The 14292-nt window shown below is 40.6% G+C and carries 15 protein-coding genes; 10 read left to right on the top strand and 5 right to left on the bottom strand.

Translation table 11 applies throughout. The features are described 5' to 3' along the window. Positions 1-332: 332 nt before the first annotated feature. From WC639_00760 to WC639_00805, 10 genes are all read left to right on the top strand, one after another. Positions 333-1019, top strand: a complete 687-nt coding sequence (locus WC639_00760; protein ID MFA6306326.1) for a hypothetical protein — start codon at positions 333-335, stop codon at positions 1017-1019. A 4-nt stretch (positions 1020-1023) separates the two neighbouring features. Continuing rightward, positions 1024-1464, top strand: a complete 441-nt coding sequence (locus WC639_00765) for an NUDIX hydrolase (protein MFA6306327.1) — start codon at positions 1024-1026, stop codon at positions 1462-1464. Positions 1465-1468: 4 nt separating this feature from the next. After that, on the top strand, positions 1469-2332 hold the full coding sequence (gene grpE / locus WC639_00770) for a nucleotide exchange factor GrpE (GenBank protein ID MFA6306328.1): 864 nt from the start codon (positions 1469-1471) through the stop codon (positions 2330-2332). 135 nt (positions 2333-2467) lie between these two features. Then, a complete protein-coding gene (locus WC639_00775; protein ID MFA6306329.1) occupies positions 2468-2899 on the top strand; it encodes an Hsp20/alpha crystallin family protein in 432 nt (143 codons plus the stop codon). A gap of 33 nt (positions 2900-2932) precedes the next feature. After that, complete coding sequence (dnaK, locus tag WC639_00780) at positions 2933-4861, top strand: molecular chaperone DnaK (protein MFA6306330.1); 1929 nt, start codon at positions 2933-2935, stop codon at positions 4859-4861. A 50-nt stretch (positions 4862-4911) separates the two neighbouring features. Beyond that, a complete protein-coding gene (locus WC639_00785; protein ID MFA6306331.1) occupies positions 4912-5343 on the top strand; it encodes a DUF559 domain-containing protein in 432 nt (143 codons plus the stop codon). Positions 5344-5347: 4 nt separating this feature from the next. Further along, entirely contained in the window at positions 5348-6430 is a 1083-nt protein-coding gene (dnaJ, locus tag WC639_00790; protein MFA6306332.1) for a molecular chaperone DnaJ, read from the top strand. A gap of 8 nt (positions 6431-6438) precedes the next feature. After that, the gene (gene miaB, locus WC639_00795; GenBank protein MFA6306333.1) at positions 6439-7689 is read left to right on the top strand and encodes a tRNA (N6-isopentenyl adenosine(37)-C2)-methylthiotransferase MiaB; all 1251 of its coding nucleotides are present in this window, start codon (positions 6439-6441) and stop codon (positions 7687-7689) included. Positions 7690-7702: 13 nt separating this feature from the next. Continuing rightward, positions 7703-8626: a tRNA (adenosine(37)-N6)-dimethylallyltransferase MiaA gene (gene miaA / locus WC639_00800; protein MFA6306334.1), complete on the top strand. Its 924-nt coding sequence runs from the start codon at positions 7703-7705 to the stop codon at positions 8624-8626. Positions 8627-9541: 915 nt separating this feature from the next. Further along, entirely contained in the window at positions 9542-9877 is a 336-nt protein-coding gene (locus tag WC639_00805) for a hypothetical protein (protein ID MFA6306335.1), read from the top strand. 49 nt (positions 9878-9926) lie between these two features. Here the strand turns inward: WC639_00805 and WC639_00810 are convergent, their stop codons facing one another. The 5 genes from WC639_00810 to WC639_00830 form a co-directional block, all read right to left on the bottom strand. Next, positions 9927-10241: a hypothetical protein gene (locus WC639_00810; protein ID MFA6306336.1), complete on the bottom strand. Its 315-nt coding sequence runs from the start codon at positions 10239-10241 to the stop codon at positions 9927-9929. Positions 10242-10283: 42 nt separating this feature from the next. Then, a complete protein-coding gene (gene gatB / locus WC639_00815) occupies positions 10284-11792 on the bottom strand; it encodes an Asp-tRNA(Asn)/Glu-tRNA(Gln) amidotransferase subunit GatB (GenBank protein MFA6306337.1) in 1509 nt (502 codons plus the stop codon). Between the two features lie 6 nt (positions 11793-11798). Then, on the bottom strand, positions 11799-12434 hold the full coding sequence (locus tag WC639_00820) for an HD domain-containing protein (GenBank protein ID MFA6306338.1): 636 nt from the start codon (positions 12432-12434) through the stop codon (positions 11799-11801). A 61-nt stretch (positions 12435-12495) separates the two neighbouring features. Beyond that, positions 12496-13671 (bottom strand): dUTP diphosphatase, encoded by a 1176-nt coding sequence (gene dut, locus WC639_00825; GenBank protein MFA6306339.1) that lies wholly within the window; start codon positions 13669-13671, stop codon positions 12496-12498. Positions 13672-13735: 64 nt separating this feature from the next. Further along, complete coding sequence (locus tag WC639_00830; GenBank protein MFA6306340.1) at positions 13736-14290, bottom strand: AAA family ATPase; 555 nt, start codon at positions 14288-14290, stop codon at positions 13736-13738. Positions 14291-14292: the final 2 nt, after the last annotated feature.

Consider the following 14292-nt stretch of genomic DNA (forward strand, 5'->3'; position numbering starts at 1 on the left):
AGACGAAATTTGTGCTCCCTACGGTCGCTACAATTTCGTATGCGCGATAAAAATAATTTTTTCCAGCCTTGTTAAATTTTCGTCATCCCGGGCTTGACCCGGGATCCAGAAGTAAGCGGCAGGAGCATGAAAAATAACCCTAAGACGTCCGACGTCTCCGAGACGTCGGACGTCTGCCGCTCATATTTTAGCACTCTCTCTTGACCCCGTACGCTCGCCAGGCTCGCTACGGGGCAGGCACGAGTGTTTTTTGATATCAAAATTAGCACTCTTGACATAGGAGTGCTAAGTGGTGTAAAATGTAAAATATAGTGAAATTTTGTGTAAAAAATATGGACGAAAGAAAGGCTTTAATTTTAAAGACCATCGTTATAGAGCATATAAAAACCGGCGCTCCCGTAGGGTCGGAAGTTTTGGTTGATAAATATAAATTGGATATTTCTTCGGCCACGGTCAGAAACGAAATGGCTGAATTGGAACAGTCCGGCTTTATCGCCCAGCCGCATACTTCGGCCGGCCGCATCCCGACCGAAAAGGCTTATAATTTATATATTGAAAATTTGGCTGAAAAAAAATTAGGCGCCGCGGAAATTAAAAGTTTTTCCAGGCTGTTAAAAGATAAAGACGAAATAAGTTTTAAACAGGCGGCCAAAGAGCTGGCTAAGGTTTCCGGCAACGCGGTTTTCTGGGCTTTCCACCGGAATAATTTATATTATACCGGCATTTCTAATTTATTGTCCCAGCCGGAGTTTAATGAGACTAAATTAATTTATGACATTTCGCAAATTATTGATCGGGTGGATGAAATAATAGATAATATTTACAATAAGCTGGAAGCCGGCCCGCAGATATTTTTAGGCGCCGATAATCCTTTCGGAGATTTTTGCGGCACGATTTTGTCTAAGTATAAATTTAAGGACGATATCGGCTTGTTTGGAATTTTAGGGCCCATGCGGATGGATTATGAAAAAAATCTGGCTTTGATAAAGTTTCTAAATAATATATTAATGGAGAAGTAATATTATGAGTGAAGAGAAAAAATATCCTAAAGTAGTCGTTGGCGTGTTTATTTTTAATGATAAGTCGGAACTTTTTTTAATGGCTCATAGGTATTGGCAGAATAAATTTACCATACCGGGCGGTCATGTTGAAATCGGAGAAAAATTTGAAGAAACGGTTAAGCGGGAAGTTAAAGAAGAAACTAACTTAGACATAAAAGACATAGAATTTTTGGATTTTGAAAATATGAATAATTTAAAGACTAAATTTACCGGTCCGGTAAATCATTTAGTATCTTTCCTCTATAAGGTAAGAGCCAAAGGAGACCAAAAAGTTATATTAAATAAAGAAGGTAGTAGTTTCAAGTGGCAGACTGTCGAAGAATGGCTAAAGCAAAAAGAAGAAGTTACCGATTCGTCCGTTGAGCCGATGATTAAGTATTTTATAAATAATAATCAGATATAATGTTATGAGTGAAGAAAAAGAGATTGATAATTTCGGATGTAAATATGCTATTACCGGAGTCAGCGCGTTTATTTTTAATAAAGATGGCAAATTACTTTTAACTAGGTCGCCGAAATGGGGTAATTTATGGGTAGTACCGGGAGGTAAAGTAGATTTCGGTGAAAGTATGGAACAAACTCTTAAACGTGAAATGAAGGAGGAATTAAATTTAGATATAAGCAATATAGAATATTTAACAACCATAGAACTTAATAGAACTGAAGAAAGGCCTAATTTACATATGGTGGTTAATGAATTTATTGCAACGGCCGACGACGATGACGTTAAATTGAATGATGAACATAGCGAATTTGACTGGCGCAAGCCCGAAGAATGGTTTAAAGAAAAAGATGTCTATCCAGCAACAAGAGAAATAATCGGATATTATTTAAATGAATTTTTGCCAAAGAAGGATTGTGAAAATCTTTATAAGCGCGCTCTAGCCGATTACCAGAATTTGCTTAAGCAGACGGCCAAAGAAAAAATGGAATTCGCGGTTTATGCCAACGAGCAGATGCTAAGAGAAATTTTACCGGTGTATGATCATTTAAAAATGGCCATTGAGCATCACAGTGAAGAGTCAAAAGATGAATGGCTGACCGGAGTGAAGTTCGTCGTCAAGCAGTTTAAAGATGTTTTAGAAAAAATCGGTGTGGAAGAAATTACGGCTGAAAAAAAGTTTGACCATAATTTAATGGAAGCCTTAAGCAACGAAGAGACTGAAGATGAAAGCTTGGACGGGAAAGTGGCCAAGCAGGTAAAAGCCGGCTACAAGCTGAACGGGAAAGTGATTGAGCCGGCAAAAGTAATAGTTTATAAATTAAAATAATTTTTAATTTGTCATTGCGAGGAGCATCAGCGACGAAGCAATCTCCGGTTAAACGGCACGTACGTGGATTTTTACCAGAGATTGCTTCGCCCCCAAACGCTGGGCTCGCAATGACAGAAAAAGGAGAATAAATATATGTCACCAATCATAAAATGGATGCCATCCCTTGAATCTTTCGAGGATATGGATAAAATGTTTGAAGATTACATGCCGACTCGCGCCGGTTTCGCCGGCTATGTTCCGGCCATAGACGTTTATCAGGATAAGGATAAAGTCTATATTGAAACGCAATTGGCAGGGATTGATCCGGAAAAAGTTGATATTTCCATCAATAATAATGTTTTAACCATTAAGGGCGAAAGCGAAAAGAAAAGTGAAGTTGAAGACAAAAATTATTACCGGAAGGAAATCAGGCGCGGCAGTTTCTATAGGAGCGTGCCTTTACCGTCGCAGGTTTTAGGCGAAAAGGCCTCGGCCGAAGCGATTAACGGAATTTTAAAAATTGTCGTTCCGAAAGCGCTGGGCACCAAGCCGAAAACGATTAAGATAAAAACTAGCAAAAAATAAATTAATAAATAATTTAAATTAATATAAAATATTATGTCAAAAATACTAGGTATTGATTTGGGAACTACTAATTCGGCTATGGCCATTATTGAAGGCGGGCAGCCGAAAATTTTAGAAAATGCCGAAGGCAACCGGACTACGCCTTCTATCGTGGCGATTTCTAAAAACGGCGAAAGATTAGTCGGCTTAACCGCTAAACGGCAGGCCGTGACCAATCCGGAAAATACGGTCTACGCGGTCAAGCGCTTAATCGGACGCAGTTTTGAGTCGGACGAAGTTCAGCGCGACATTAAAATTTCGCCTTATAAAATAGTTAAGGCTAACGGCGGCGTTAAAATAAAAATGGGAGATAAAGAATTTACGCCCCAAGAAGTTTCGGCTATGATTTTAGCTAAACTTAAAGCCGATGCCGAAGCTAAGTTGGGCGAAAAAATTACTGAAGCCATTATTACCGTGCCGGCTTATTTTGACGATTCGCAAAGGCAGGCGACTAAAGACGCTGGGCGTATCGCTGGCTTAGATGTAAAAAGAATAATCAACGAACCAACGGCCGCGGCACTCGCCTACGGCTTTGAAAAAAAGAAAGGCGAGCAGATCGCGGTCTACGATTTAGGCGGCGGTACTTTTGATATTTCCATCTTAGACGTATCGGCCGATACGGTTGAAGTAAAATCAACCAACGGCGATACTCATCTGGGCGGCGAAGATTTTGACCAAAGAATTATTAATTGGATCATTGAAGAATTCAGAAAAGACCAAGGCATTGATTTATCTAAAGACACTTTGTCTCTGCAAAGGATAAAAGAAGCCGCGGAAAAGGCTAAAATTGAGCTTTCCACTACCATGGAAACGGAAATCAATCAGCCGTTTATCACGACCGACGCTAACGGGCCGAAACATTTAGTCATGAAAATGACGCGCGCCAAACTTGAGGAACTGGTCGGGGATTTGGTTGAAAAAACCATCGCGCCCTGCCAGTCGGCTCTAAAAGACGCGGGCTTTACCATTAAAGATATTCAGGAAATAATTTTAGTCGGCGGCATGACGCGCATGCCCTTAGTCCAGAAAAAAGTTAAAGAGTTTTTCGGCGGCAAAGAGCCGAATTTAACCGTTAACCCGGATGAAGTCGTGGCTCTAGGCGCGGCCGTGCAAGCCGGAGTTTTGCAAGGCGACGTTAAAGATGTTTTGCTTTTAGACGTTACGCCTTTGACTTTAGGCATAGAAACTCTGGGCGGTGTGGCTACGGCTTTAATTGAACGCAATACCACTATCCCGACCTCAAAGTCGCAGATTTTTTCCACCGCGGCCGAAGGCCAAACCAGCGTGGAAATTCATGTTCTGCAAGGCGAGCGCCCGATGGCGGCCGACAATAAAACTTTGGGCCGCTTCATCTTAGACGGCATTCCGCCGGCGCCGCGCGGCGTGCCGCAGGTTGAAGTAAGCTTTGACATAGACGCCAACGGCATTCTTAATGTTAAGGCCAAAGACAAAGCGACGAGTAAAGAGCAAAAAATCACCATAACGGCCTCTTCCGGCTTATCTAAAGAAGAAGTGGAAAAAATGAAAAAAGAAGCCGAACTCCACGCCGAGGAAGATAAAAAGAAAAAAGAGCAGGTGGAAACTAAAAATCAGGCCGAGGCGGTAATTTTTCAGACCGAAAAATTAATTAAAGACGCGGGCGATAAAATTAAACCCGAAGAATTAAAAGAGTTGCAGAATAAAATTGAAGATTTGAAGAAAATAAAAGATACTGACAATCTTGACGGCATTAAGAAAAAGCTTGAAGAAGTTAACGCCATAGCGCAAAAGATCGGCGCGGCTATGTATCAGGCCGCCTCCGCTGAAGCTTCGGCGAGCCAAGCAAATCAAGCTGGCGCACAGTCTGGCGCCGAACAACCTGGAGCCGGCGAGCCGAAAAAAGAAGAACCGCCGATTGAAGGCGAATTTACGGAAAAGAAATAAAGTAAATGACATTTTCCCCTCCTTGCTAAGGAGGGGCTAGGGGAGGTGGCATGGAAAAGGCAAAAAACAATTTAGTTTATAATCAGCCTTGTCTAAAAAGCATAAGAAAAAAATTAAGGCAGCAAGATATTCCCGCTGAAAAAGTGTTGTGGAATAAAATTAGAAATAAACAACTAAAATATAAATTTAGAAGACAATACAGCGTCGGCAGATATGTGCTTGATTTCTATTGTCCGAAAGTTAAATTAGGCATTGAAGTTGATGGAGCAACTCATGGCAATAAAATTGAAATAAAAAAAGATATTGGAAAAGAAAATTTTATTAATCGGTTTGGCGTTAAAATAATTAGGTTTATCAATTTTGACATTTATTATGAGATTGATGGTGTTTTAACTGAAATAAATAGTCAATGTGAAAAAAGAGAAAGTGAATTAAAAACCAGACCTCACCCCAACCCTCTCCTTATCAAGGAGAGGGAGTAATATTATGAATAAGGATTATTATAAAGTTTTAGGCGTGGATAAGAATGCTTCGGCCGAGGAAATCAAAAAGTCTTTTCGGCAAAAGGCGCATCAATGCCATCCGGATAAGCAGGGCGGAGACGAAAGAAAATTCAAGGAGCTTAACGAAGCTTATCAGGTTTTAAGCGACTCTAAAAAACGATCCCAATACGATCAATTCGGTTCGGCTTTTGAGCATGGCCAGGCCGGCGGCGCGCAAGGCTTTGGCGGCTTCGGTGATTTTTCCGGCGGGTTTAACGTCAATATGGATGATTTGGGCGATATTTTTAGCGGGCTGGGCGATGTTTTCGGCTTCGGCGGAGGCCAGGGTCAGCGGTCGCGAAGCGCCAGGCGGGGCAGTGATATCCAGGTGCTTTTAGCCATTAATTTTAACGAAGCGGTTTTTGGCGTGGAAAAAGAAATCAGCCTGAAAAAAACCGTTAAATGCTCTAAATGCCAGGGCGAGGGCCGGGAGCCGGGCTCGGAAGTTATAACGTGCAAAACTTGCGGCGGCAAAGGGCGCGTTATTAGGGTTCAGCGGACGATTCTCGGCAATATGCAGGTGCAGATGGCTTGCGAGGATTGCGGCGGCGAAGGCAAAAGCTTTAAAGAAAAATGCTCGGCCTGCCGCGGCGCCGGCTTAGTCCAGGAAATAGTCAATTTAAAAGTTAAAATTCCGGCCGGCATTGATAATAATGAAACCATAAGATTATCCGGCCAGGGCGAAGCCGCGGCCAAAGGCGGCCAGGCCGGCGATCTGTATTTAAAAATAAGGGTTAACCCGGACAGGCGCTTCCAGCGCGACGGCGCTAATATAAAATCCCGCGCGGAAATCGGCTTTTCCCAGGCCGCTCTAGGCGATAAAATTGAAATCGTTACGGTTGACGGGCCGGTTGATTTAAAAATTCCCGAGGGCACGCAGTCAGGCAAAATTTTTATCTTGCGCGATAAAGGCGTGCCTTATTTAAACGGCCGCGGCCGCGGCAATCATTTAGTTGAGGTGATTGTTAAAACTCCGGCCGGGTTAAGCCGCAAGCAGAAAGAATTATTAAAAGAATTGGGGGCTTAAAATTTATCATGAAAACTTACCATATTATCACCATCGGCTGCCAAATGAACAAGTCTGACAGTGAACGGTTAGCCGGTGTGCTGGAAAAACAAGGCTATAAAAAAACCGATAATAAATATCGGGCCGACTTAGCGGTGGTTAACACTTGCGGCGTCAGGCAAATGGCCGAGGATAGGATTTACGGCTTGATCCCGGATATAAAAAAAGCCAATAAAAAAGTAAAAATAATTTTAACCGGCTGTCTGGCAAACAGAAAAGACGTAAGAAATAGATTAAAAAATTACGTGGATGTCTGGCTGCCGATTAGTGAAATTACGAATTTTCAAACAAAGGCGAAACGCGGAAATGACTATTTAAAAATAAAGCCGAAATACGAGTCTAAATTTTCCGCTTATGTGCCGATTGGCAACGGCTGCGATAATTTCTGCTCTTATTGCGTCGTGCCGTATGCCAGGGGGCGGGAAGTTTATCGGCCGGTTAAAGACATTTTAGGCGAAGTTAAAAGTCTGGCTGAAAAAAATTATAAAGAGATTGTTCTAATCGCGCAAAACGTTAACAGCTATAAATCAGGCAAAACTGATTTCGCCGGCTTGCTTAAGCTAGTAAATAATATCAAGGGAGATTTTTGGCTTAGGTTTATAACCAGCCATCCTAAAGATATGTCGGATAAATTGATAAAAGCCATAGCCGGCTCTAAAAAAGTCTGCCGCCATATCCATCTGCCGGCCCAGGTCGGCGACGATAAAATTTTAAAAATGATGAATCGGAAATATTCAATCAAGCATTACGCGAATTTAATAAAAAAAATCAGGCGCGCCATGCCTGACGTCAGCATAACTACGGATATTATCGTCGGCTTTCCCGGGGAAACCGAGAAACAATTTAAAAATTCGGCCGAATTAATGAAAAAAATTAAATTTGATTTAGCTTATATCGTTCGCTACAGCCCGCGTCCGGGCACGGCGGCGTTTAAATTGGCCGATAATGTGCCGCAAGCGGAGAAAAAAAGGCGCGAAGAAAAGTTGACGAAGATACTGAAAAAGACGGCGTTTGATAATAATAAAAAATATATCGACAGGATTTTAAAAGTGTTGGTTGAAGGCGGGAATAAGGCGGGGGAGCTGTTCGGCAAGACGGCCACGGAAAAAAATGTTAAATTTTCTATGGCAAATAAAAAAGACGGGCTAATTGGAAAATTTGTAAATGTTAAAATTACTAAAGCGCGGGATTTCGGCTTAATTGGAGCCGCGGCTGAATAATCAATAAGCAATTATGCGCCAGGGCAATAAAAAAATCATCGTAATTCTCGGGCCGACCTCCAGCGGAAAAACCAAATTGGCGGTTGAGCTCGCGAATAAATTTAACGGCGAAATCATCAGCGCGGATTCAAGGCAGGTTTATCGCGGCATGGATATCGGCACAGGCAAAGATTTGGCCGAATATAAAGCCGGCAAAAAAATCATACCGTATCATTTGATAGACATAGCCAACCCTAAGGCTAGGTTTAATGTGGCTAAATATCAAAAATTAGCCTTTAAAGCCATTGACGGTATTTTACGGCGCGGCAAACTGCCGATTCTGGCCGGCGGCAGCGGTTTATACCTACAGGCCGTGGTTGATAATTTTCAGCTGTCAAACAGTAAGCCGGATTTAGATTTAAGAAAAAAATTGGAAAAATTAGGCGTTAGCCGGCTTGGCGCTGAAATAAAAAAATTGTCGCCTAAAATGGCGGCGAAAATAAATGATAGCGACAGTAAAAACAAGCGCCGCTTAATCCGCTATCTGGAAATTTTATTATCGGATAAAAATTTTAAAAGCGGGAAAGCCGAAGAAAAATATGAATTTTTAATCATTGGTCCGGCCTGCTCCCGCGAGGCGCTGAAAAAGAGAATTTATAAGAGATTGATATATAGATTGGAAAAAGAAAAAATGGTGGACGAGGTTAAGCGCTTGCGCGGCCGGGGCTTAAGCTTTAAGAAGCTTGAAGCTTTCGGTTTAGAGTATAAATTCATCGCTTTGTATTTGCAGGGCGAACTGCGATATGATGAGACGGCGGAAAAATTGAATATAGCCATTAATCAGTTCGCCGGCCGCCAGCTGTCCTGGTTTAGGCGCTGGCAAAGGCAGGGCAGGAAGATTAATTGGGTAAAAAATACAGGACAAGCAGTAAAAGTTGTTAGCGGATTTTTAGAATAAAAAAAGGCCGGATGTTAAATTCATCCGGCTTTGTTGTTAGCCACATATAAAGGTTATGCGCTAATTTGGGTTTTTTGTTGAATGACACAACACCTGCTTAGTTCTGGCATAGGACGATTCTGCAATATAAATTCGATAAAACATTTAATGCAGGCATCATATGATCCATTAACTGCATAAACTGGGGCAACTCCTACCGAGCATATTTTGCAAATTCCTATTTTGGGTATGGGTAGCAGTTCATTCAGTATATCAATTGCATGTGTTACTGGGATTCCTCTGATGGGGCCTCCGCAATCTACTAGCCTCCTTTCGTTGGTACACGATAGGCCGAATAGTCCGCAACCAAGAGCTTGGTAACAAATAGAATTTTGCATATTTTTTCTCTCCTCAAAAGAACATCGTTATTTGTTTTTATTATTATTTTTTGAATACTCCATTGATTCTTGTTCTCTGGTTTGGCCCTCTTGATTTCTCCATCTATTGCAAAATCTGCCTGCCGATGGCGCATCCTTAAAGAGTTCTTTACAGTTTTTTTTAACTGAACAGTTATCGCATCCGTTCATATTTCCTCCTTTTTTAAAAGATCAGTTAATAAATATGTATTTTGTTTTATTTTACCTCCTAAAAAAATTCCCCGTTATTTGGAACGGGGAATTTTTTTAGAAAATAATTTTCTGCCTCGGGCATGAGCCCAAGTTCATATATGAAAATTCTTTTTTCAGGCGATTATTTTTTTGCATTGTCATTATTCTAGCATATTATAAATATTTGTCAAATAAGCTAATATTAGTGATAAATTGATAATATAAAAATATTTTGTATTTTTTTTCTTGACAAATTATAATAAAGAAGTTAAGGTTTATAGTTGATTGATTTAATAATTTAAATACGGGTGGGTGGGAGGGAAAAGCGATGGAAAATATTAATAGAATGTTGACTGCGATGGTCAGAGAAGGTTTAATCAGTCACGAAGTACAATTGTTCTTACAAAAATTTTTTATGTCGCGCATGTGCTTAAAAAGTGATATAAAAGAACAAGATGTCGCACACATTATTAAGGAAATGGCGATCACCAAATTTGGTTCAGAGCTTAGTTTAAACGCCGATTTTCTTACCGGCGATTTTAAGAAAATGTACCCAAAGTTAATCGCCGAAGCAGCTTTGGGCGAAAGTATTTCATCATTAGATTTGGAAAAGATATTTTTTGTCTTTTGCCAAGTCCACGATGACACGACAGCCAAAAATTAAAAGGGAGCCATTTATAAAGGGCTCCCATTTTTTATTTTTAAAATATATATTAAATAATCAGGCTAATGCCGCGTTTTTTTAGTTCATCTTTGACCCCCATGAGGGCGAATTGTTCTGCCATTTCTTTTTCCGTATCATCCACCTTTTCTGGTTCGATTTTAGCTAAAATTTTTCCCCATTCGTTGATTTGTTTTGCGTCAGGAAAACTTTGATCGTTAAAAATTTCTTCAACTGTTTTTAATGCTTCTTCTTTAACTTTTTCATTTATTCCGGCTGATTTAATTTTTTCTATAACTTTTTCTTTGGCCATATTTGGTATTCTTTTGTCCCAGGGAAGCATCTCTGTAATTTTTTCTTGTTGCATATTTTTTTATTAATTTATTAAAGCAAAATTATATGAATTTATTTATTTTTTTAATATCTCCTTCAATATCTCAATTAATAGTTTGGGGTTGGCTTTACCGCGCGTGGCGGCCATAACCTGGCCGACCAGAAACTGTAAGACATTGGTTTTTCCGGCCTTGTACTCGCCGGCTTGCTTCTGGTTTTTAAATAACACTTCGGCGATGATTTTTTCCAAAGCTTCCCGGTCGTCAAGTTGCTCCAGGCCTAAATCCGCCATTATCTCTGACGGGTCGCCGCCGTTTTTATACATTTTAGCTAAAATGGTTTGGGCGGCCGAAGAATTGATTTTATCCTGATAGACCAGGCAAATGAATTCGGCGAAATTTTCCGGCGTGATTTTATTGTCTTTAATGCTTAGATTATCATTTTTTAAATGTTTAAACAGCTCGTTAATCAGCCAGTTGGCCGCGGCTTTGGCTAATTTATGCTTTTGCCTTTCCCAGTCATCGCCCGAAGATTTAATCCAGGCGCGCAGTTCGGAAATTACTTTTTCGGCGTAGCCGGCCAAAGCTTTGTCCGAAGCCAGGATTTCCGCTTCATAATCGGAAAAACAATATTCCTCTTTAAACCTTTTTATTTTTTGCGCCGGCAATTCGGCCATCTCGGCTTTTATTTTATCAATCCATTTTTGGCTGATTTTTAAAGGCGGAATATCCGGCTCGGGAAAATAGCGGTAATCAGCCGAGGTTTCTTTTATCCGCTGGCTGAAAGTTATGCCTTTGTCATTATTCCAGCCGCGCGTTTCCTGAATCAGCTTGCCGCCGTCCGTTAAAGCTTTAATTTGCCGCTTGATTTCGTAATCAACGGCTTTTTCCATGTACTTAAAAGAATTTATATTTTTCAGCTCAACCTTGGGATTTAATTTATAATCGCCGATGGGCATGATTTGCCCGTTGGTATATTTCCATTTGCCTTTTGCCTGCAGGCTGATATTGGCCTCGCATCTCATCTCGCCTTTTTCCATATCGGCGTTAGAGATATTCAGGAATCTTAAAATTTGCTGATAGCTTTGGGCGAATTTTTTAGCCGTGGCCGCGTCTTTTATAACCGGCTCGGTAACTAATTCAATCAAAGGCGTGCCGGCGCGGTTGTAATCCACTAAAGAATATTTTTTTCCGGCCGGATGGATTAATTTGCCCGTGTCTTCTTCAAGATGGATTCTGGTCACTAAAACCGGCTTATCGTCAACTTCCAAAAAGCCGTCGTAAGCGATCGGCAAATCATATTGGGAGATTTGGTAGCCTTTGGGCAGGTCGGGATAAAAATAGTTTTTGCGGTCAAACTTGGAAAGTTTATTGATTTTGCAATTTAAAGCCAGGCCGATTAAAATAGTCCATTCAATGGCTTGCTTATTAGGCAGAGGCAGAGTGCCGGGATGCGCTAGGCAGATCGGGCAGACGGTCGTATTGGGCTTTTTGTTCTGCGCGTCGTTATCGCACGAGCAGAACATTTTTGATTTGGTTTTTAGCTCGGCGTGTATTTCCAGGCCGATAATGACGTCGTATTCCATATTTAATTATTTCCATTCTTTAATAAATTGTTTGATAAATAATTTAGTAAATAAATATTTATCTTTAGCAATTTTTTTGGCGACTTTAGTGTTTAAATGTTTATAAGCCGACAATTCAAAATTTAAAGTATGTAAAACGCTGAAATTTCCCCCGAAAATAATATGGGGGCTGAATTTAATATTTTTATTCCACATCGTTTTGTTATATTTTCCAGCCCAGATAAAATTTCTGCCAACGCCGATTGCTCCAAGAGATTCTATCCTATCGGCATCTTGGAAAATTTTTATTTCTAATTCTTTTGGCTTATGTTTACAATGATTCTTAACCCAGCAGTAATTATCATGTTCTTTAATAATTTTTAAAACTATAGGTATATTATTTTTCGGAAATTTTATTTTAGTTAAAATTTTAAAGGCTAATTTAACCGATTCATGGCTGTGCTCATTATGAGTTTTATTTATATAGCCGATATCATGGAGCAGGGCAGCGGCATATAAAATATCAAGATTAGCCTTTTTATAACTTTTAGAGATTATTTTGCAGATTTCATAAATCCTTAAGCCATGGTCTGCTCGATGAGCTACGTCCAAGTTATCTAATTCAGTTTTTGCTATAGTTAATAATTTTTTTCTCCAATCCATACATATTGAATTTATATAGTAATTTTACCTAAATTATTAACAAAAGTAAAATGAAGAAAAATTAAAACAGCCCCGAACTGCCAAAGCAGCCGTCTTTTCTGTCGGTTTCATCCGCGACGCGCCCTTCAACTATTTCCGGCAATTCAATCTTTTGAATTAATAATTGGGCGATTTTCTGTCCGGGCGCGATGTGGAAAATATCTTGGCCTAAATTTATGAGCTCTACGGTAACTTCGCCTCTGAAGCCGGCGTCAATCACTCCGGCTAAAGAGTGGATGCCGTTTTTCGCCAATCCGCCTTTATCCCAGACTAAACCAACAAACCCTTTAGGCAGGGCGATTTTTATTCCGGTTTTTATTATGGCGTATTTTCCCGGAGTTAAAGAATGATAGTCGGCCGAATATAAATCCAGCCCGGCGTCGTATTCGTAAGCGCGGGTCGGCAATTTAGCCCAGGAAGATATTTTTTCAACTTTAAGTTTTAAAATGTTTTCTTCGGCGCCGGTCGGCGATATGCTATTGTGTAATTCTTTAAAGTTGGCCGAATAGGGCGCGGGTTTAAAAAGCCTGATAATTTTTTCCCAGATTAAATTGCTGATATCTTCGCGGCTTAGCATTCGCCCGTCGGCAACGCATTCAATCAAGGTAAAATTCGGGAAATTTTGCGCTATTTGCGAATAAGTTTGTTCGGCTTTTTTCAAGTGGTTAAGGTCGTTTTGGTGGATGTCGTTGGTTTTGCCGTTCCAGTCTTGCTTTAGCCTGCTTTGGGCCAGTTGCTGGGAAATCTCCGCGTCCACATGGAGGATGATATTTAAATCCGGCTTAGGGATATCAAAAATTTCATATTCAAGCTGATAGAGCCAATCAAAATAATGTTTTCTTTCCAGATCGTTAGAAATTTTACCCCCTTGGTGCCCCATATTGGCCGTAACGTAGCGGTTGGAAATGACTATTTTGCCTTCGGCCAACCAGGTTTTTATTTTAAAGCTGGCGTCATAGCGGTCGCAAGCGTAAAAAATAGAAGCCCGGTACGGCCCGACTTCTTCCGGACTGCCGTATTTTCCGGAAAGATATTCCTCAACCATGCCGGCAGATTTAGTGTTATATTGGGGAAAATCGGCGATAGCCACGTTAAAACCGGCCCGCCAGAGTTTTTCAGCTAAAAGCTGGGTTTGCGTGGCTTTGCCCGAGCCGTCGGTGCCGTCTATAACGATAAATTTTCCGCGTTGTTTTTCCATGTTTTTAGATAAGAAAAGAGCGCTTTTTAAGCACTCCTCCTTTATTAAATATCCTGATTATAATCTAGCTGTTTAAAATGATTTGGTCAATCTGCTTGTATAAATCCTCCAGGCTGCCATTATTATTTATTTCCAGGTCGGCCTTAGCCATTACCATCGGAATTTCGGCGTCGGCTTCTTTATTATGGTCTTCTAAAAATTGTTCAAAAGTTTTATCAGCGTCGTCGGGATTTTCTTTGCGTAAAACAATTCTTTGATATCTTATTTTCGGATCGGCCGCGATGCGGACTAATTTAAAATTTCCCATTTCAGCTAAATATTTTATGTCCACCAGCCTTCTTACTCCGTCAACCGCGACAATTTTATTTTTATCATTGGCTACGTCGCTGGCCATAACTTTAGCGATAATATCTTCGCCGAAATATTGCCTTAGAGCCGTAGAAATAAATTGCATATTTTCCCTGGCGTCCGGGATATAAAGCCGTTTCAGCACGTCTCTGAGCATGGTAGAAAACCGGTAGGGGCTGGCGCCATGTTTTTCTTTTAAATATTTAACTGTTGTTCCTTTGCCCGCGGCCAATAGCCCGACGAAGCCGAGAATAATTTTTTTATTTTCCATAA

This window comes from Patescibacteria group bacterium (assembly GCA_041662965.1).
In the GTDB taxonomy this organism is placed as follows: domain Bacteria; phylum Patescibacteriota; class Patescibacteriia; order Patescibacteriales; family GWC2-42-12; genus JACPHD01.

Bases quoted from the DNA above. Each gene is read 5' to 3' on its own strand.
- WC639_00810 (MFA6306336.1), bottom strand. From the start codon at position 10,241: ATGCAACAAGAAAAAATTACAGAGATGCTTCCCTGGGACAAAAGAATA.
- miaA (MFA6306334.1), top strand. From the start codon at position 7,703: ATGCGCCAGGGCAATAAAAAAATCATCGTAATTCTCGGGCCGACCTCC.
- WC639_00785 (MFA6306331.1), top strand. From the start codon at position 4,912: ATGGAAAAGGCAAAAAACAATTTAGTTTATAATCAGCCTTGTCTAAAA.
- miaB (MFA6306333.1), top strand. From the start codon at position 6,439: ATGAAAACTTACCATATTATCACCATCGGCTGCCAAATGAACAAGTCT.
- WC639_00760 (MFA6306326.1), top strand. From the start codon at position 333: ATGGACGAAAGAAAGGCTTTAATTTTAAAGACCATCGTTATAGAGCAT.
- gatB (MFA6306337.1), bottom strand. From the start codon at position 11,792: ATGGAATACGACGTCATTATCGGCCTGGAAATACACGCCGAGCTAAAA.
- WC639_00765 (MFA6306327.1), top strand. From the start codon at position 1,024: ATGAGTGAAGAGAAAAAATATCCTAAAGTAGTCGTTGGCGTGTTTATT.
- dnaJ (MFA6306332.1), top strand. From the start codon at position 5,348: ATGAATAAGGATTATTATAAAGTTTTAGGCGTGGATAAGAATGCTTCG.
- WC639_00830 (MFA6306340.1), bottom strand. From the start codon at position 14,290: ATGGAAAATAAAAAAATTATTCTCGGCTTCGTCGGGCTATTGGCCGCG.
- dnaK (MFA6306330.1), top strand. From the start codon at position 2,933: ATGTCAAAAATACTAGGTATTGATTTGGGAACTACTAATTCGGCTATG.
- WC639_00775 (MFA6306329.1), top strand. From the start codon at position 2,468: ATGTCACCAATCATAAAATGGATGCCATCCCTTGAATCTTTCGAGGAT.
- dut (MFA6306339.1), bottom strand. From the start codon at position 13,671: ATGGAAAAACAACGCGGAAAATTTATCGTTATAGACGGCACCGACGGC.
- grpE (MFA6306328.1), top strand. From the start codon at position 1,469: ATGAGTGAAGAAAAAGAGATTGATAATTTCGGATGTAAATATGCTATT.
- WC639_00805 (MFA6306335.1), top strand. From the start codon at position 9,542: ATGGAAAATATTAATAGAATGTTGACTGCGATGGTCAGAGAAGGTTTA.
- WC639_00820 (MFA6306338.1), bottom strand. From the start codon at position 12,434: ATGGATTGGAGAAAAAAATTATTAACTATAGCAAAAACTGAATTAGAT.